The sequence below is a fragment of the Microbaculum mangrovi genome, assembly GCF_051390635.1.
Classification (GTDB): domain Bacteria; phylum Pseudomonadota; class Alphaproteobacteria; order Rhizobiales; family Tepidamorphaceae; genus Microbaculum.
Genome location: NZ_JBPODT010000004.1, coordinates 654,910 through 672,882 on the forward strand (window position 1 = coordinate 654,910; position 17,973 = coordinate 672,882).

At 68.7% G+C, this 17,973-nt stretch carries 16 protein-coding genes and 1 tRNA gene; 9 read left to right on the forward strand and 8 right to left on the reverse strand.

Features of this window, described 5'->3' with window-relative positions; genetic code table 11:
* Nucleotides 1-99: 99 nt before the first annotated feature.
* A complete protein-coding gene (locus ACSF9G_RS19840) occupies nucleotides 100-1,086 on the reverse strand; it encodes an AraC family transcriptional regulator (RefSeq protein ID WP_436643850.1) in 987 nt (328 codons plus the stop codon).
* A gap of 198 nt (nucleotides 1,087-1,284) precedes the next feature.
* Between ACSF9G_RS19840 and ACSF9G_RS19845 the strand changes: the two genes are divergently transcribed.
* Both ACSF9G_RS19845 and ACSF9G_RS19850 read left to right on the forward strand, forming a co-directional pair.
* Complete coding sequence (locus ACSF9G_RS19845) at nucleotides 1,285-2,070, forward strand: SDR family oxidoreductase (protein WP_436643851.1); 786 nt, start codon at nucleotides 1,285-1,287, stop codon at nucleotides 2,068-2,070.
* A 23-nt stretch (nucleotides 2,071-2,093) separates the two neighbouring features.
* Nucleotides 2,094-3,332, forward strand: a complete 1,239-nt coding sequence (locus ACSF9G_RS19850; RefSeq protein WP_436643852.1) for a styrene monooxygenase/indole monooxygenase family protein — start codon at nucleotides 2,094-2,096, stop codon at nucleotides 3,330-3,332.
* A 114-nt stretch (nucleotides 3,333-3,446) separates the two neighbouring features.
* Here ACSF9G_RS19850 and ACSF9G_RS19855 read toward each other — a convergent pair whose 3' ends face one another.
* Nucleotides 3,447-4,109 (reverse strand): CPBP family glutamic-type intramembrane protease, encoded by a 663-nt coding sequence (locus ACSF9G_RS19855; RefSeq protein WP_436643853.1) that lies wholly within the window; start codon nucleotides 4,107-4,109, stop codon nucleotides 3,447-3,449.
* Between the two features lie 303 nt (nucleotides 4,110-4,412).
* Here ACSF9G_RS19855 and ACSF9G_RS19860 point away from each other — a divergent pair, with 303 nt between their 5' ends.
* Nucleotides 4,413-5,078 carry a hypothetical protein gene (locus ACSF9G_RS19860; protein WP_436643854.1) on the forward strand — a complete coding sequence of 222 codons (666 nt, stop codon included), beginning with the start codon at nucleotides 4,413-4,415 and terminating at the stop codon, nucleotides 5,076-5,078.
* A 423-nt stretch (nucleotides 5,079-5,501) separates the two neighbouring features.
* Here ACSF9G_RS19860 and ACSF9G_RS19865 read toward each other — a convergent pair whose 3' ends face one another.
* From ACSF9G_RS19865 to hemC, 6 genes are all read right to left on the reverse strand, one after another.
* Nucleotides 5,502-6,041, reverse strand: coding sequence for a G protein-coupled receptor family protein (locus ACSF9G_RS19865; RefSeq protein ID WP_436643855.1), 540 nt, complete (start codon nucleotides 6,039-6,041; stop codon nucleotides 5,502-5,504).
* Nucleotides 6,042-6,220: 179 nt separating this feature from the next.
* Nucleotides 6,221-6,296 (reverse strand) — tRNA-Thr (locus ACSF9G_RS19870).
* A gap of 53 nt (nucleotides 6,297-6,349) precedes the next feature.
* Nucleotides 6,350-8,110, reverse strand: coding sequence for a heme biosynthesis protein HemY (locus ACSF9G_RS19875; protein ID WP_436643856.1), 1,761 nt, complete (start codon nucleotides 8,108-8,110; stop codon nucleotides 6,350-6,352).
* A 21-nt stretch (nucleotides 8,111-8,131) separates the two neighbouring features.
* Nucleotides 8,132-9,871, reverse strand: a complete 1,740-nt coding sequence (locus ACSF9G_RS19880; protein WP_436643857.1) for a COG4223 family protein — start codon at nucleotides 9,869-9,871, stop codon at nucleotides 8,132-8,134.
* 109 nt (nucleotides 9,872-9,980) lie between these two features.
* Nucleotides 9,981-10,727: a uroporphyrinogen-III synthase gene (locus ACSF9G_RS19885; protein WP_436643858.1), complete on the reverse strand. Its 747-nt coding sequence runs from the start codon at nucleotides 10,725-10,727 to the stop codon at nucleotides 9,981-9,983.
* Between the two features lie 24 nt (nucleotides 10,728-10,751).
* Nucleotides 10,752-11,690: a hydroxymethylbilane synthase gene (gene hemC, locus ACSF9G_RS19890; protein WP_436643859.1), complete on the reverse strand. Its 939-nt coding sequence runs from the start codon at nucleotides 11,688-11,690 to the stop codon at nucleotides 10,752-10,754.
* A gap of 90 nt (nucleotides 11,691-11,780) precedes the next feature.
* On the opposite strand from hemC, the gene tsaD reads away from it, so the two are divergent.
* The 6 genes from tsaD (at nucleotide 11,781) to acs (ending at nucleotide 17,712) form a co-directional block, all read left to right on the forward strand.
* A complete protein-coding gene (tsaD, locus tag ACSF9G_RS19895) occupies nucleotides 11,781-12,842 on the forward strand; it encodes a tRNA (adenosine(37)-N6)-threonylcarbamoyltransferase complex transferase subunit TsaD (RefSeq protein WP_436643860.1) in 1,062 nt (353 codons plus the stop codon).
* On the forward strand, nucleotides 12,839-13,837 hold the full coding sequence (locus ACSF9G_RS19900; protein WP_436643861.1) for an NAD(P)H-dependent glycerol-3-phosphate dehydrogenase: 999 nt from the start codon (nucleotides 12,839-12,841) through the stop codon (nucleotides 13,835-13,837). Before tsaD ends, ACSF9G_RS19900 begins: the two co-directional genes overlap by 4 nt.
* A 51-nt stretch (nucleotides 13,838-13,888) precedes the next feature.
* Nucleotides 13,889-14,305: an EVE domain-containing protein gene (locus ACSF9G_RS19905; protein WP_436643862.1), complete on the forward strand. Its 417-nt coding sequence runs from the start codon at nucleotides 13,889-13,891 to the stop codon at nucleotides 14,303-14,305.
* Between the two features lie 23 nt (nucleotides 14,306-14,328).
* A complete protein-coding gene (locus ACSF9G_RS19910) occupies nucleotides 14,329-15,018 on the forward strand; it encodes a class I SAM-dependent methyltransferase (RefSeq protein ID WP_436643863.1) in 690 nt (229 codons plus the stop codon).
* 157 nt (nucleotides 15,019-15,175) lie between these two features.
* Entirely contained in the window at nucleotides 15,176-15,577 is a 402-nt protein-coding gene (locus ACSF9G_RS19915) for a DUF1761 domain-containing protein (protein ID WP_261615926.1), read from the forward strand.
* Between the two features lie 185 nt (nucleotides 15,578-15,762).
* Nucleotides 15,763-17,712 carry an acetate--CoA ligase gene (acs, locus tag ACSF9G_RS19920; RefSeq protein WP_436643864.1) on the forward strand — a complete coding sequence of 650 codons (1,950 nt, stop codon included), beginning with the start codon at nucleotides 15,763-15,765 and terminating at the stop codon, nucleotides 17,710-17,712.
* The last annotated feature ends 261 nt before the right edge of the window (nucleotides 17,713-17,973 follow it).

Here is a 17,973-nt window from a genome sequence, read left to right on the forward strand (position 1 = left end):
CGTATGGGTCGCAGTCGGCGGCGACTATGCCGCACCGGCTGCATCATTTTGTTAACGCGGCGTCGGATTCCCGACCGGATCGCCCGGACGGGGCCTGGTTCAGGATTTCCGGGCGGACTGACGCGGAGATTCGCCGAAGCGCTGGCGGTAGTATTGCGCGAACCGCCCGAGATGGGCAAAGCCCCAGCGGGCGGCGACATCCGACACGCTCGCCTCGTCTTCCGCGAGCCGGAAGGCGAGACGGCAGCGGTCGAGCCGCTCGTCGCGAAGGACCTGTATCGGCGGCATCCCGAGAAACTGCTTGAAGCCGTATTGCAGGGTGCGGCCGGCGACGCCGCTGGCGCGTGCGATCTCGGCGCTGGTCAGCGGCCTGTCGGCATTGGCGCGGATATACTCGAGCGCTGTCTTCACGTAGAGCGGCAACGGCCCGGATCCGGCGTGGTGGGCGAAATGCGAATGGGAGTTCGCCTGGACCTCGACCAGTTCGCGCAGCAGCTCGGCGGCGTAGAAATCGATACGGTCCTTGGCGCCGGCGTCCGAGCCGCTTTTCTCGACGCAGCGCATGAAGGCGACCACGTGGCGCAGCCATGCGGCGGCTTCGGGCCGCGTCATCTCCATCGCCGCGTCGAAGGTCAGGGGCGCGTCAATGCCGCGGCCGAAATAGTCCGACGCGACGGATTCCAGGACCGAGCGGGCGACCTGGACCTGCAGCTTCCGGCAGCCGGCCCACCAGCGCATCGCGGTGTAGCGGTTCGGGTTGAGGATCGACGCCTGGCGGCAATCGGCGATGAACGCGCGGCGGCCGGTCTGGATCGAAGCCGCGCCGGCCAGCGGGATCTGGATCAGGTAGAAGGTGTCGAGCTCACCGGGCTCGATCTCCACGTCGGCGCCGTAGCCGATGTAGCTGAGCGACAGAAGGCCGGTGTCCACGTGGTTCTGAACCGTGCGAAAGCGGCCGCGCTCGCCGGTGATCTTCAGCCGATGCGGACAGAACACACGCGCGACCTGCTCGCGGGCCTCGTCGAGATCCGCGGTGCGGAACAGATTGTAGCGGGCCAGCGGCTCGTGCACTGCCTGTAGGGCCACGTACGTCCTCCCGACGACGCAGTGTTGCCGGTGGTTTCCTTCGAGGGCGGCGGCTCTATTGCGGACCGGGCCGGCGGTCAATGGCCGGCCGATCGGTTCGTTGCGTTTTCTGGATAGTCGCCGCGCCTGCCGGCTTTCCTTCGTCGCCTTTCCAATGATTGTTTTATTTCAAGCATAAAGTAACGGGAAGGACAACGCATGCCGGGTTTCAACGGTAAGGTGGCGATCGTCACCGGCGGCGCAACGCTGATCGGCGAGGCCGTGGTCAAGGCGTTCGCCGACAAGGGCGCCAGGGTGGTCATCGCCGACATCAACGAAGAAGGCGGCAGGGCGGTCGCCGATCGCGTCGGCGCCAATGCCGGCTTCCACAAGACCGATCTGCGCCAGGACGCCGACATCCGGGACCTGGTCGACACCACCGCCAAGACGCACGGTCGCATCGACTTTCTGGTCAACGTCGCCTGCACCTATCTGGACAACGGCGCCGATTCGACCCGGGCCGAGTGGCTCGAGGCCTTCGACACCAACGTCGTCGGCTCGGTGATGCTGATGCAGGCGGCGCGCCCGCACCTGGCCAAGACCAGGGGGGCGATCGTCAATTTCGGCTCGATCTCCTCGCGCGTGGCCCAGACCGGGCGCTGGCTCTATCCGGTCTCCAAGGCGGCGATCCTGCAGCTCACCCGCAACCAGGCGATGGATCTCGCCCCGGACGGCATCCGCGTCAATGCGGTCTCGCCGGGCTGGACCTGGAGCGCGATCATGGTCGAGCTCACCAAGAACGACCGGGCGAAGACCGACAAGGTGGCCGCGCCCTTCCATCTCGCCGGCCGCGTCGGCGATGCGGAGGAGGTGGCGAACGCGGTCGTGTTCCTGTGCTCGGACGAGGCGTCCTTCATCAACGGCACGGATATCCGCGTCGACGGCGGCTACACGGCGATGGGGCCGGAGCGGGCCGACGCGGCGATTCCGCTGCTGATGGACTGAGACAAGAACCAGGAGGAAAAAAGATGGCGAAACGCAGTGTGACCATCGTCGGCGGCGGTCAGTCCGGCCTGCAGCTGGCGCTCGGACTTCTGAAGGACGGCGGCTATGACGTGCGTGTGGTGCAGAACCGCACGGCCGAGGAGATCGCCAAGGGCCGGGTGACCTCGAGCCAGTGCATGTTCGACCAAGCGCTGCAGAACGAGCGCGACATCGGCATCAATTTCTGGGAAGGCGAATGCCCGACGGTCGATTCGATCAACTTCACCGTGCCGGCGCCGGATGCGCCGGGCGTCAAGGCGATCGACTGGAACGGCAAGCTCGACCGCTACGCCCAGAGCGTCGACCAGCGGGTGAAGTTCCCCGGCTGGATGAAGGCGTTCGAGGAACGCGGCGGCACGCTGGACGTCCACGACGCGACGATCCAGGATCTCGAGCGCTACGCGAACGAGAGTGACCTGGTTGTGGTCGCCGCCGGCAAGGGCGAGATCGCCGGAATGTTCCAGCGCGACGACGAAAAGTCGGTGTTCGACAAGCCGCAGCGCGCGCTGGCGCTGACCTATGTCACCGGCATGGTGCCGCGCTCGCCGCACTCGGGGGTGTGCTTCAACCTGATCCCGACCGTCGGCGAGTACTTCGTGTTCCCGGCGCTGACGACGACGGGGCCGTGCGAGATCATGGTGTTCGAGGGCATTCCCGGCGGACCGATGGACTGCTGGGGCGAGGTCAAGACACCCGAGCAGCATCTCGAGAAATCGAAATGGATTCTCGACACCTTCCTGCCGTGGGAGGCGGAGCGCTGCCGCGATATCGCGCTGACCGACGACAACGGCGTGCTCGCCGGCCGCTTTCCGCCGACCGTGCGCCATCCCATCGGCCGGCTGCCGTCGGGCAAGGCCGTGCTCGGCATGGGCGACGTCGTGGTCCTCAACGATCCGGTGACCGGCCAGGGCTCCAACAACGCCTCGAAGTGCGCGCGGGTCTACATGGATTCGATCCTGGCGCGCGGCGGCGAGGCGTTCGACGAGCCCTGGATGCAGGGGACCTTCGATGCCTACTGGAACTACGCCCAGTATGTCGCCGGCTGGACCAACGCGCTCCTGCGGCCGCCGCCGCCGCATGTGCTGAACATCATGGGCGCGGCGCAGCAGTTCCCGGTGCTCGCCAAGCGGATCGCCAACGGCTTCGACGATCCGACGGACTTCTTCCCCTGGTTCGCCGTTCCGGAAGAAGCCGACGCCTATCTGAAGCAGCTGGCGGCCTAGCAGCCCCGGCACCGCCCCTAGATGTGGGTTCCCTCGCGCCGTTGCGGTCACACGGGACGGCGCGGGGAACCGCGAACCATCCGATTGTCCGACGGACCTCGCTTCGCGCAGCCGCTACCGCACCATGCCGTGGAAGAAGAAGACGCCGAGGCCGGTCGTGAACACGATCTGGCCAGCGAGCGCGTGCATGAGCCAGGCGAACAGGAACGAGCCCTTCTCGCGATAGGCCCAGGCGAAGACCACGCCGCCGAACAGGGTCAGGATGACCGCCGGCCAGTTCCAGTAGAACAGGTGGGCAAGCGAGAACACGCCGGCATTGGCCGCGATCGCCACGTGCCGTCCCGGGAACAGGGCTCCGTACCGGCCGAAGAACAGGGCGCGGAACACGATTTCCTGCGGCAGCGCCGAGACGAACGGATAGAAGATCAGGATCAGGATCCAGAGCCGCTCGTTGTGAAGCGGCAGCATGAACAGCGCGTTGGGTCTCAGCCACAGGACGAGGGCGAGGGCGACCGCGACCGTCAGCACGACGAAACCCGCCAGGACGGCCCAATCGGTGACGACCGGCCGCGCCAGCAGCGACCGCCACGAGAACCCGATCGATCGCGACAGCAGGATCACCGCGAGGATCAGCATGCCCGCCAATCCCGTCCAGATCACGCTGGGGGGCAGGCCGAGCGCCATGATCAGGGGCGTCGCCACGAAGATGAGACCGAATTCGGCCCACAGGCGTGGCAGGGGCGCCGCCGCGGCGCCGGTCGATAGGGAATCGCTCATGCCGGGTTTCGCGCGCAAGTTCTAGTGATTACCGTCGATATGGCGATCAAACGGGCTGCCGTTTCCGACGGTTGCTGTGGCGTCGCCTTCCATCCGGAAACCGCCGGAACCTTATTGAAACCGGAATGCGTCTTTTTCGCGCCTGACGGCGGGGGGGGAACGACGGAAACGGGTGGGAGCCTGCCCCCCGTCTTACCGGTCGATGCCTTCCCCAGTATTCCCTGAGGGAATTTCGTTCACGTCTGCCCTCTACATTCGTCTCGAACACGACTCGTATGTGAGATGCCGGATTGGAGGGATTTGATGATGGCAACAGGTTGGAAAGCAAAGGTTTCAGGGGGCGCGCTGGCAATGGTCATGGGCGGTGTCGTCCTGTCGTCTACGGCGGCGGCGCAGACGTTCCCGGTGAACAATCGAACCGCAACGAACCTGGACTGCCGCGGCTGCGTTAACGCGCGGGACATCGGCAAGAAGGCGGTCACGACCGCCAAGATCCGCGGCGGTGCGGTCGGCACCAAGAAGATCAAGAAGAACGCCGTCACGTCCAGCCGGATCAAGAACGGTGCGGTCGGGCCCGTCGACCTGTCGGCGTCCGCGAAGCCCGCGGGGATTGCGTTTGCGAGCGGTGACCAGGATGTGGCGGTCGGCGGAGTACACGCGGTCTACCGGACGGTCACGCTCAACGCGCCGGCGGACGGCTACGCCATGGTCAATGCGAGCTGGGTCATCTACGGGATCAACATCACCGCACGCTGCTCGATCACCACGGGATCGACCGTCGAAACCGACCACGAGGTGGTCATCGAGGAGTCGGCGGGCAGCCTGATCAATCTTTCGGGATCGGCGGTCCGTGCCTATCCGGTCACGGCCGGCGCGAACACGTTCAATCTCGTGTGCTACGCGACCATCGGCAACCCCAACATCCGTGACAGCAGCCTGGTCGCGCTATATGCGCCGGGCAGCTACTGAGCACCCGAACGGAGCTGATTACGATGGGAAGCGGTTGTTTGCTGCAGGCCTATCGGAGCAATAACAATGCGCGGGCGTTCGCCCGGCCCCGAAGGGCAGCGCAGCGCCCCCGCTACCTCCTATGGCTGCGCTGCCCCGCCGCAGCTCTGGAATCTGTCCACATTTTTGTGTCCGCTGCGGTATCGGCGCACTCCAGTGCGTATTCTTCCAATACAACGGCGATGCGCAGGGCTAGCGACGCCGCATCACGTTTTCGCTTGGCGGAATCACGCCAGCCGGCCAGCAAGTGGTTCAGTACTGCAGCGACTACACCCGCTACCGTACCGGTGCCGAGTATGCCAGCAGCTGCGACTACCCACTCCATCTTTCTGACCCTACATGCGCTTGTGGCGCTCGTAGTCTTTCAAGCAGTGTACCGTCGAGCTACTCATCGCCGTATTCCTCGGCGGCCGGCCTGACCTCGTAGAAAGACTCGTCATCCTCCAAGGTGGCTGGTTTGACCCCGGCGTACCTCATTCTCTCAATTTCCACTGCCACGTCAGAGAGCTTGCGATGCACGTCTAGCAGCGTCCGGTTCATCGCATTTATTTGGTCCTGTAGTGGCGCCACCGCCTGAGCTATCCACATCTGAATTATCCAAACCCAGAAGCCGGCAGCGATGCCGATGCCAAGAGCCTCCCACTCAGCACCTTTGGCGAGCCAGATCAGAAGGAATACGATGACAACGACCGCCCAGCCGATACCTATCAGCCAGCGACGCAGGTTCGGCTTCGGTAGACGGCGCCAGTGGGTAGGACAGAAGTCGGACTGAAAAGCATAGCCGTTCGGCTGCATGAATGCTTCGGCGGTCGCATCCCACCTACCTAAGAGCGGCGTGCCGGACCCGGAATACTCGTCGATAGCGAGCAGCACTATCGTCGAGCCATCCTTCGGCGCCGACTCTATCGGCTTCCACCTAGCCATAGTAGGTTCCCAGCTTCTCCCGTGCTGATTGTAGCATAGAAGTCGCCTGGAAAGCCCGTCCACCGCTAGCGGCTTACCGCGTGAGTCGGTCCGCGCGCGTTTACCCCGGTGTTTACCCCGGAGTCCGTGCGGGGCCGCCGCCGGGGTGCCTCGTACTAGCTAAGTCATTGGAAGGTAAGTGGTGCCGCCAGGGTGACTCGAACACCCGACCTACGCATTACGAATGCGCCGCTCTACCAACTGAGCTATGGCGGCCCCGTGCGGCGCATGAATAAGCGTGCCGGCGCGACATTTCAAGCGTCACGATGTCAGAACAGTCCGAAGCGCTTTTTCGGCCTGTCCTCGTCGGGCGGCAGCGGACCCGGATCGTCCGGGGCGCGGTCCAGCGCGAAGGGATGCTCGTCGGCCTGCGGCTCGGCGGAGCGGTCTCCGGCCGTCGCGGCGATTGCCGCAGCGGTCGCCGGTTCGGGGGCGGGCGTGGCCGCCTTTTCCCCGGGTTTCCCGTCCGTGGCCTCTTCCTTCGCTTTAGCGGGACGCTTTTTGCTGGTCTCCGGAGGGGGCGCTTCCTCGGCTTCCACGGCTGGCGCGGCGGTGGCCGTGGTTTCTTCCGGTGCCTCCGGTTGCGGCGTCACGTCGATCGGTTCGGCGGTCTCCGGCTGGGCGGTCTCCGGCTCGACGGTCGGGGCTTTTTCCGGGGACTCTGTATCGGGCGCGCCCGGCTGGGCTTCGATCATCGGCGCCGATTCGGTGGCAGGCTCCGGCTCGGGGGCCTCCAGCGGCGCCGACAGCGCCTCGACTGGCACCTTCCATTCGAAGGCGTCGAGGTGGCCGGAGATCGGCGAGACCGGCGCCCAGGTCTCCGAGACATAGCCGTCCGCCGTCCAGGCGGGATCGCGCGGGGCGCGGACGGCGCGGGCGAGCCATTCGCGCACCTTGCCGGCGTCGCCGGTCTCGCCCTCGGCGATATCGGCCATCAGCAGGCAGACGCGCTGGGTCGGCTGCGCGGCGGCGAGCGGCTCCAGCGCGGCGCGCGCCTCGGCCCAGTCGCGGGCGTCGATGGCGGCAACCGCGACGCCGATGCGGCCCTCGACATTGTTCGGCATCTTGTCGAGCAGCGCCTTGGCGCGCTTCAGCCGGTCGCGGCCGGAATCGCCCGGACGGGCATGGGCGTAGATCGTGGCGAGATCGGGATGCGGCGACAGCCGCCAGGTCTTCTCGACGATGCGGGTTGTCTGGCGGGTGTTGCCGGTCGCCGAGGACTGGCGCGCGGCGATCACGGCGGCGGGTACTAGTTCCGGCGCGAGCTTGTGCGCCTCCAGTGCCAGCGCCAGCGCGCGCTCGGGATCGGCATCCTCGCGCGCCATCGCCTGGGCGGTGAGCAGCACGGCGCGCAGCCGCTTGGCGGCCTTTTTGTCGATCAGCCGGTGTTCGGCATTGCGTTCGACCGTCGCCAGCGCGGCTTCCCAGTCGCCCTCGCGGGTCTGGATCTCCAGCAGGGCGCCGGCGGCCCAGGCAAGGCCCGGCGCGCGGGCGGCGGCGCGCTCTATGCAGGCGCGCGCGGTCTCCTCGTCGCCGGCCCGCTGGGCCTCGATATAGAGGCCGCGCAGGCCGAGCAACTCGGTGTCCGGCCGCTCGGTCATGGTCTCGAACGCCTTGGTCGCGGCCTTGCGGTCGCCCGAAAGCTGGGCGGCCTGGGCGTCCAGAAGCAGGGCCAGAGGCTCGTCCCTGAGCAGCTTGTGGGCTTCCTTGGAGGCATGCCGGGCGAGGCGGGCATCGCCGGCTCCGGCGGCGATCATGCCGCGCGACAGCGCCTTGTAGCCGCGCGTCTGCCGGCGCCCCTTGAAGAAGCCGGTGACGGCGGAAGGGCCGTGCAGCAGCCAGCGGACCAGGGTCCACAGGATCATCAGCACGACGACGATGGCGATGACGCCGACGGCGGCCACCATGACGCTGGTCTCGATGTGCCAGCCCTGCCAGTCGACGACGAGATCGCCGGGGCGGTCGGCGAGCCAGGCCGCGCCGAACGCGATCGCACCGACAAGAAGGATATAGAGGGCTACCCGGATCATGCGCGCTCAAGCCTCATCGGATCAGTTGCTCGCGGCCGCGCCCGATAGCGAGGCGTTCAGCGCCGCCGACAGGTCGGCAAGGGCCGAATTCACCGCGATCCGCGCCTTCAGGGCGTCCGCCCAATCCTTGGACGCGGCCTTGGCGCTGTCGTCCAGCGTGTCCCATTCGCCCGCGGCGGTCTTCAGGTCGCCGGCGTTCAGCGCCGCCTCGATGCGCGCGACGATGGCGCCGCGGCCCGAGCCCTCGACCTTGCCGGTCGGGCGGACGCGGACGAGCGTGCGGGCGCTGTCCAGCAGCGAACCGACGATGCCACTGTCGTCCGGGCCGCTGTCCGCCGGTGCGCCGGCGGACAGGATGGCGTTGGCGGTGGTCGCGAACTCAGCCTGGAGGGTGGCGAGATCGGCGACGCCGGTCCCGGCATGGGCGTCGAGCGCGGAAAGATCGGCCTTGTCGCCGACGAGCGGGCGCAGCACGTCGAGCTCGGCGGTATAGGGCTTGCCTTCGTCGACGGTGCGCTCCAGCGCGGTGACGGCCAGCGCGCCGGCGGTCGTGCGGGCCATCTGGCGGGCTTCGCCGGAGGCGCCTTCGGACACGGTTTTCTCGAGCTTGGCGAGCTTGGCGTCGACGTCGCCGCTCAATGTGTCGAGCGCGCCGCGCAGGGCGGACAGCGTCGAATCGATCTCGGTCAGACGCCCGGCCGACTGGGTGGAAACGGTTTTACCGAGCGCGGCGACGGTGTCGGACATCTCCGTCATCTGCGCATTCAGCGCGGCGATCCGGTCGGTCAGCGCCTTCACCGCGGCATCGTCGACCGGCTTGCCGTCCGGCGTCACAACGGCCGGGCGGGCCTCGACGCCGCCGAGGCGTTTCTCGAGGTCGGCGAGGCGCTGTTCGATGTTGCCGCCGATTTCGCCGGCTGCCGAGGCCGCGCCGGTGCCGATGTCGGCGAGCTTGTCCTCGACATAGGTCAGGCGCTCGTCCAGATCCTTGGCGGCCGGGGAGGCCGCTGCAGTCTCGGCCATCGCGTCGATCTTGGTTTCGGCATCGCTCATGCGGCGGACCAGCGAGTTGCGCGGATCGGCGCCGATTTCCTTCAGCGAGCTCTCCAGATCGGCGATCCTGCCGGCGATGACCTTGGAGTTGTCGCGCTTCGCGGCGCGGGCGATGCTCGTCTCGATGCCGGTCAGCCGGCGGTCCATCTCATTGACGATGTTGGTCAATTCGGCGTTGCTGGCGCCGGCGCGCGGCAGGATGCGAAGATAATCGAGGCCCAGATAGACGCCGAGCGCCAGGACGGCGCCGACGATGCCGGCGGCGATGACGCTGGCGCGCCGGGCGGTGGGAAGCGGGGCGGTTCGCGCCGATTCGGCCTGGTCCGTTGCGGCTTCCTCGCCGGAAAACGCGCCTTCCCGCGTCTCCTCGTCACCCTCTGCGGGCGCGTCCGGGGTGGTCTCTTCGGGCCCGCTTTCGTCCGCGGCAGCAGTCGGCTGGGACGTCGTTTCGGGCGTCGTCTCGGCCGTCGTTTCGGTCGGGCCAGCGTCGGCGGGCGTCGTCTCTTCCGCCGCCTCACCGGTCACTTCGGAGGTTTCGTCGCCCGGCGCCGCTGTTTCCGTCGCGGTTTCCGTCGCGGTTTCCTCGGCGATCTCGCGGGCCTCGCCCTCGATCACCGCCGGGCGCACCGCCCGCCGGCGCCGGTCCGCGCGGTCACCGGATTCGCCGCGTCCGGTCTTGTTGCGATCTTTTTCTTCGCCGTTGGTCATGATTCCGGTCCCGTCGTTGCGAGCCGCCCCGGACGCGCCACCCGGGGCGCTCGGCCTTTGCCGGTTTATACACGCTTTGGCTCGGCTGTCGCGAGGCCCAGCGTCCCGGTTATCGGATCGATTGCTTTAAGAAACGCTCAAGTGCGGCAATAAGTGCCGATTCGTCGGGCCGCTCGGCGACGAAAATTTGACCGAAACCGAAAGCGCGGGCCTTCTCGGCGACATTCTCCGATATCACCACGGCGGCCACGCGCGCCAGATCATCGCCGAGGCCGGCGTTGCGGACGAGCGCGCCGAAGGTCTCCGCGCTTCTCGGCGAATAGAGCAGGACCGCCGTGATCTCCGCTCCGTGCAGCGCATCGCGCGCGGCGGCGGGCAGCGCATCGGCGGCGACCGTCTCGTAGACGATGCGCCGCTCGGTCTCGTAGCCGGCGGCGGCGAGCTCGCCGGCCAGGTCGCCGGCCACCTCGCGGCCGCTCAGGTGGACCAGACGCCCTTCCCCGGGCCTGATCTCGGCGCGCAGGAGGCGGGCAAGATCGTGGACGTCGCCGGCGGCCGAGCGCACGTCGGTGAAGCCCGCCCGCCTGGCGGTCTCGGCGGTGTGGTCGCCGACGGCGTAGAGCGGGATGGTCTTGAGCGCCGCCATCTCGGGACGGCCCGCGAGCGTGCGGATGGCGTTGGCGCTGGTGACGATCAGCGCGCGGCAGATGGCGGGGTCTGCGTTCTCGGGGAGGGCGACGTCGGGGAGCGGGCGGATCGCCATGACCGGGGCGGCGATCGCGTCGATGCCGCGTTCGGCCAGGCGGGCAACGGTTTTCTCGCTGTCGCCGGTCGGCCGCGTCACCAGAACTCTCATGGCAGACCCGTCATGCCAAAACCGTCACGACAGCGCCTTGAGCGCTGCCAGGAACTCCGCGCCGGCGCGGGCGACGATATCCTCGCCGGCGGTGCGGCCGATCGCCTCGGCGTCCCCGGCATCGCCCGCCGCGATCGCCTCGAATTCCTGCGCGCCGTCGGGGCTGAGGACGAGGCCGCGGAACCGCAGCCGGTCGCCGTCGATCACCGCGTGGCCGGCGATCGGGGTGCGGCAGGACCCGTCGAGGACGGCGAGGAAGGCCCGCTCGCAGGTCAGCGCCGCCGCCGTCGGGGCATGGTCGATCGCGGCGATAAGCGGAATGACGCGGGCGTCGTCGGCACGGGTCTCCACCGTGATCGCGCCCTGGCCGAGCGCGGGCGGGAAATCGTCGAGGCCGAGCACGCCGGTCGCCTCGTGTTCCGCGCCGAGGCGCTTCAGCCCTGCGAGCGCCAGCAGCGTGGCCTGCACCTCGCCCTCCTCGAGCTTGCGCAGCCTGGTCTGCACGTTGCCACGGAAGGTGACGACCTTAAGGTCCGGGCGCAGGCGGCGCACCAGCGCCTGACGACGCAGCGAGGCGGTGCCGACCACGGCGCCGGCGCTAAGCTCGGCGAGCGATCCGGCGACGCGGCTCAGGAACGCGTCGCGCACGTCCTCGCGCTCTAGGAAGGCGGTCAGCACCAGCCCGTCGGGCAGCACCGTCGGCATGTCCTTGGCCGAATGCACGGCGATATCGGCGCGGCCGTCGAGCAGCGCCTCCTCGAGCTCCTTGGTGAAAAGGCCCTTGCCGCCGGCCTCGGCGAGCGCGCGATCCTGGATCCGGTCGCCGCTGGTCTGGAAGATGACGACCTCGGTCATCTCCTCGGGCAGGCCGTGGGCGGACCTGAGCCGGGCGGCGACTTCTTCGGCCTGGGCACGGGCCAGCGGACTGCCGCGCGTGGCGATACGGATGGGCGTGTCGGACAAGTCTGGCTCTTACGGGTGACAGTCGGGGTCGGCGGCGACTATAGAGACGGGCGAAGTGGAATGAAATCCGCCAATCGACCGGAACCAGAGATGCGCGTCCTCGGTATTGAAACGAGTTGCGACGAAACCGCCGCGGCGGTGGTCGCCCGCACGGGCGACGGCGACGACTTTTCGGGCCGCATCCTGTCGAACGTGGTCCTGAGCCAACTCGCCGAGCACACACCCTATGGCGGCGTCGTGCCGGAAATCGCCGCGCGCGCCCATGTGGAGACACTGGACGGCCTGATCGCGCAGGCGCTGGCGGAGGCCGGCTGCGGCCTCGACGACCTCGACGGCGTCGCGGCGACGGCCGGGCCTGGGCTGATCGGCGGACTGCTGGTCGGGCTGATGACCGGCAAGGCGATCGCGGCGGCGGCGAACAAGCCCTTCGTGGCGGTCAACCATCTGGAGGCCCACGCCCTGACCGCGCGGCTGACCGACGGTCTCGCCTTCCCCTATCTGCTGCTGCTCGTCACCGGCGGCCACACCCAGATCGTCAAGGTCGAGGATGTCGGCCGCTACCGGCGCTGGGGCACGACGGTCGACGACGCCGCCGGCGAGGCCTTCGACAAGGTCGCCAAGATGCTGGGCCTCGGCTGGCCGGGCGGACCCGCGGTCGAGGCGCAGGCACTGAAGGGCGATGCCGCGCGGTTCGCCTTCCCCCGGCCGATGACCGGCCGGGCGGGCTGCGACTTCTCGTTTTCCGGGCTGAAGACGGCGGTCCGGATCGAGGCGCAGCGGATCGCGCCGCTGTCGGAAACGGACGTTGCCGACCTGTGCGCCGCGTTCCAGGCGGCGGTCGTCGACAGCCTTGCCGACCGCACTAAGAATGCGTTGTCGCGGTTTACCGGTGAGACCGGCGCCGCGCCGGTGCTGGTGGTGGCCGGCGGGGTCGCCGCCAACCAGGCCGTGCGGGCGCGGCTCGAGGCGCTTGCCGTCATGCACGGGGCAGCGCACGGGGCCGGGCTGGTGGCTCCGCCCCTGAATCTGTGCGGCGACAATGCCGCCATGGTCGCCTGGGCCGGCTGCGAGCGGCTGGCACGCGGAGCGACCGACACGCTCGACGCGCCCGCCCGGGCGCGCTGGAGCCTGGAAGACGTGGAGGCGGCATGAGCGCTGTCGGAACGGTCGGGGTCATCGGCGGCGGCGCCTGGGGAACGGCGCTCGCCAGCGTCGCGGCGCGGGCCGGGCGTCCGGTCCGCCTCTGGGCGCGCGACGCCAAGACCGTCGAGGACATCAACAGGCACCACGAGAACCGGATGCGGCTGCCCGGCGTCGCGCTCGACGCGGGGATCGTCGCGACCCGGTCGCTCGAGGAGACCTGCGCCGCCGACGCGCTGATCCTGGCGGTGCCGGCCCAGGCGGTGCGCGGCGTGGCGCAGGAGATGGCCGGCGTGCTGCCGGCCGGCCGCCCCGTCGTCATCGCCGCCAAGGGCATCGAGCGCGGCACCGAGGCCTTCATGTCCGACGTCGTCGCCGAGGCGCTGCCCCAGGCGGTGCCGGCGGTGCTGTCGGGACCGAGCTTCGCGGACGACGTGGCGCACGGCCTGCCGACCGCGGTGACGCTTGCCTGCGCCGACGAGGCGGTCGGCAGGACGCTGGTCGAGGCGATCGGCTACAGCGCCTTCCGCCCCTACCGGTCGAGCGACCTGACCGGCGTCCAGGTCGGCGGGGCGGTGAAGAACGTGCTGGCGATCGCCTGCGGCGTCGTCGTCGGCAAGGCGCTGGGGGCGAGCGCGCACGCGGCGCTGGTGGCGCGCGGCTTCGCCGAGCTGACCCGGTTCGGCCGGGCGCTCGGGGCGCGGCCCGAGACCCTGTCCGGCCTGTCGGGCCTCGGCGACCTGGTGCTGACGGCGACCAGCCCGCAATCGCGCAACTATTCCTTCGGCGTCTCCCTGGGACGGGGCGACACGGTCGATACCATCCTCGGCGGCCGCAAGGCGGTCACCGAAGGCGTGTGGACGGCACCGGCGGTCGTCGACCGGGCGGCGAAGCTCGATGTCGAGATGCCGATCTGCGCGGCGGTCGCCGCCGTCGTCGCCGGACGCGCCAGCGTCGACACGGCGATCGAGGCGCTGCTGTCGCGTCCGTTCCGCGAGGAAGACTGACGGCGCCGGAGGCAACCCGGTTCGACCAATCGAAACAAACGGAGAGGCGGCATGGCCTATTGGCTGTTCAAGTCGGAGCCCAACACCTGGTCCTGGGACGATCAGGTGAAGAAGGGCAAAAAGGGCGAGGAGTGGGACGGGGTGCGCAACTATCAGGCCCGCAACACCATGCGGGCCATGAAGAAGGGCGACCTCGGCTTCTTCTATCACTCGGTGAACGAGAAGCGGATCGTCGGCATCGTCGAGGTGGTCGTCGAGGCGCATCCCGATTCGACCGACGGCTCGGGCACCTGGGAGTGCGTCGACATCGCCGCCGTGGAGGCGGTGCCGAACCCGGTGACGCTGGACGACATCAAGGCCGAGCCGACGCTGGCCGACATGGTGCTGGTCAACAATTCGCGGTTGTCGGTGCAGCCGGTCACGGCGAAGGAATGGACGATCATCCGCAAGATGGGCGGCCTGACGTGAGCCCACCGGCCCCGGACGGGGCCGTGCGGGACACCGAAGACCGGACCGCCTTCATTCTCGACAACACGCGGCCGCGGCCGGTGCCGCTGTGCCCGGAGATCACGGTGCGGGTGGCCGACGAGGCGCTGCCGCTGTGGCGCAAGACCGAGGAGGAACTCGGCGAGATGGGTCTGCCGCCGCCGTTCTGGGCGTTCGCCTGGGCCGGCGGGCAGGCGCTGGCCCGGTACGTGCTGGATCACCCCGAAACCGTGCGGGGCCGTCGCGTGCTCGATCTCGGCGCCGGCTCCGGGCTGGTGGCGATCGCCGCGATGCGCGCCGGCGCGGCCCGCGCGACCGCCACCGATCCCGACCGCTGGGCGGTCGCCGCGATCGGCCTCAACGCCGCGCTGAACGGCGTTCGCGTCGACGTGGTCGCGGCCGATCTGCTCGACGGGCCGCTCGATATCCCCGGTGATGCGCCCGAGGGTGGCGCCCCGGAGACGATCCTGGTCGGCGACCTGTTCTACGAAAAGCCGCTTGCCGGTCGGGTGCTGCGGTTTCTCGACCGCTGCCGCGACGCCGGCGCCACCGTCCTGATCGGCGATCCGGGCCGCAGCTACCTGCCGCGCGAGCGGCTCGAGAAACTCGCCGAGCACGGCGTGCCGACGACGCGGGCGCTGGAGGACGCGGAGATCAAGCGCACGGCGGTATGGCGGCTCGTCGCCCAGGCGTGACCGACCGAAGGCCGAGGTGCCGGGTGTTCAGGCGCCGGGCGTTCAGGTGTGGGGCGTTCTGGCCCCGGGTGGGGGAATCGCGCCGAGGCGCTTTCGCTCGGGCGCCGGCCTGGGCTACACATCGACGGCAATCTCGTTCCGAGGGGAGACACCGGACATGGTATTCGACGGCATCAACTATCTCGCGGTGGTCATCGCGGCGGTCGTCGGCTTCGTCGCCAGCGCGCTGTGGTACAAGGCGTTCGGCAATGCCTGGCTGATGGCGCAAGGGCGCGCGCCCGGGGACACGACGCCGAAGCCGGGGCCCTTCGTCGTCGCCGGCGTGGCGCAACTGCTGATGGCCTTCATGCTCGCCGGCGTGCTCGGCCATCTCGGCCAGATCAACCTGCAGAACGGCATCATCGGCGCGGCGTTCCTCTGGCTCGGCTTCGTCGCCACGACGATCGCGGTCAACGATTCGTTCCAGGGCTCCAAGGTGACGCTGACGCTGATCGACGCCGGTCACTGGCTGGTGGTTCTGGTGCTGATGGGCGCGATTATCGGCCTGTTCGGAGTCTGAACTTCGGCCGGGCGGGCCGATAACGGGGCGAATCGTCGCCGTCGACCAAAGTTCGACGGTTCCGACATTGCCCGCCCCACGGCCGATCCGCATAATGCCCGCGATACGCGGCGCCGCCGGACAACGGCGAGCGCGACGATGGAATACCAGGGGAATACCAGGGAAATACCAGGGAGGTCTGGCCAATGGATCAATCGCTCTTTCCGGTGCCCGAGGCTTGGGCGAAGCGCGCCTACGTGGACGACGCGAAATATCAGGAGATGTACAAGCGCTCGGTCGACGACCCGGCGGGATTCTGGGGCGAGCACGGCAAGCGCGTCGACTGGATCAAGCCGTACACCAAGGTCAAGAACACCTCCTACGACCCGCACAACGTCTCGATCAAATGGTTCGAGGACGGCACGCTCAACGTCACGGCGAGCTGCATCGACCGGCATCTGGAGACGCGCGGCGACCAGGTGGCGATCCTGTGGGAGGGCGACGATCCCGCCGACGACGCCAAGATCACCTACCGCGAGCTCTACGACAACGTCTGCCGTTTCGCCAACGTGCTGAAGAAGCTCGGCGCCAAGAAGGGCGACCGCATCACCATCTACATGCCGATGATCCCGGAGGCCGCCTACGCGATGCTGGCCTGCGCGCGCATCGGCGCGGTGCACTCGGTGGTGTTCGGCGGGTTCTCGCCGGATTCGCTGGCCGGGCGCATCCAGGACTGCGATTCCAACATCGTCATCACCGCCGACGAGGGCCTGCGCGGGGGCCGCAAGATCCCGCTGAAGGCCAATACCGACACGGCGCTGGAGAAGTGCCCGAGCGTGACCGGCGTCGTCGTGGTGCGGCGCACCGGCGGCGTCATCGGCTGGAAGGACGGCCGCGACGTCTGGCTGCACGAGGAGATGGAAGGCGTGGCGGCCGACTGCCCGGCCGAGGAAATGAACGCCGAGGACCCGCTGTTCATCCTCTACACCTCGGGCTCGACCGGCCAGCCGAAGGGCGTGCTGCACACCACCGGCGGCTATCTCGTGTTCGCCGCGATGACCCACCAGTACGTCTTCGACTACCATGACGGGGACATCTACTGGTGCACCGCCGACGTCGGCTGGGTGACCGGCCACAGCTACATCGTCTACGGGCCGCTGGCCAACGGCGCGACCACGCTGATGTTCGAGGGCGTGCCCAACTACCCGACCGCGGCGCGGTTCTGGGAGGTGTGCGACAAGCACCAGGTCAACATCCTCTACACCGCGCCGACGGCGATCCGCGCGCTGATGGGCGCCGGCGAGGAGCTGGTCAAGACAACCAGCCGCGCCTCGCTGCGGCTGCTCGGCTCGGTCGGCGAGCCGATCAACCCGGAAGCCTGGCTGTGGTACTACAACGTGGTCGGCGACGGCCGCTGCCCGATCGTCGACACCTGGTGGCAGACGGAGACCGGCGGCATCCTGATCTCGCCGCTGCCCGGCGCCACCGGGCTGAAGCCGGGCTCGGCGACGCGGCCGTTCTTCGGCGTGCAGCCGGGCCTCGTCGACGGCGACGGCACGCTGCTCGAGGGCGCGGCCGAGGGCAACCTGGTGATGCTCGACTCCTGGCCCGGCCAGATGCGCACCGTCTACGGCGACCACGAGCGCTTCGTGCAGACCTACTTCTCCGCCTACAAGGGCCTGTACTTCTCCGGCGACGGCTGCCGCCGCGACGAGGACGGCTTCTACTGGATCACCGGCCGCGTCGACGACGTCATCAACGTCTCCGGCCACCGCATGGGCACGGCCGAGGTCGAATCCTCGCTGGTCGCCCATCCGAAGGTCTCGGAGGCCGCCGTCGTCGGCTACCCGCACGACATCAAGGGCCAGGGCATCTACGCCTATGTCACCCTGATGGCGGGCGAGGTGCCGAGCGAGGACCTGCGCAAGGAACTCGTCCAGTGGGTGCGCAAGGACATCGGCCCGATCGCCTCGCCGGACCTGATCCAGTTCTCGCCGGGCCTGCCGAAGACCCGCTCGGGCAAGATCATGCGCCGCATCCTGCGCAAGATCGCCGAGGACGAGTTCTCCAATCTCGGCGACACCTCGACGCTCGCCGACCCGGCCGTCGTCGACGACCTGATCGACAACCGGCAGAACCGCGCCAAGACGGCGTAGGCGGGCGCAGCTCTCCGCCCGCTCTGCCAGCTCTCCGCCCGCTCTGCCGGCACGGCTCAGACGTTGCCGCTCAGTCCGGACACCAGCTTCAGCGCCCGGCCCCGTGATGGGGCCGGGCGTTGCCGTTTGCGCGCCCCACCGCCGTATCGCCGTCCCGCCGCCGCCGTTCGGGGATCGCCCGCGCGCGCTAGCCGAATTGCGTATTCGAAATCGCAGCCGGTCCTTGATACAAACACCGATATACAAACACCGGTTGTGGCC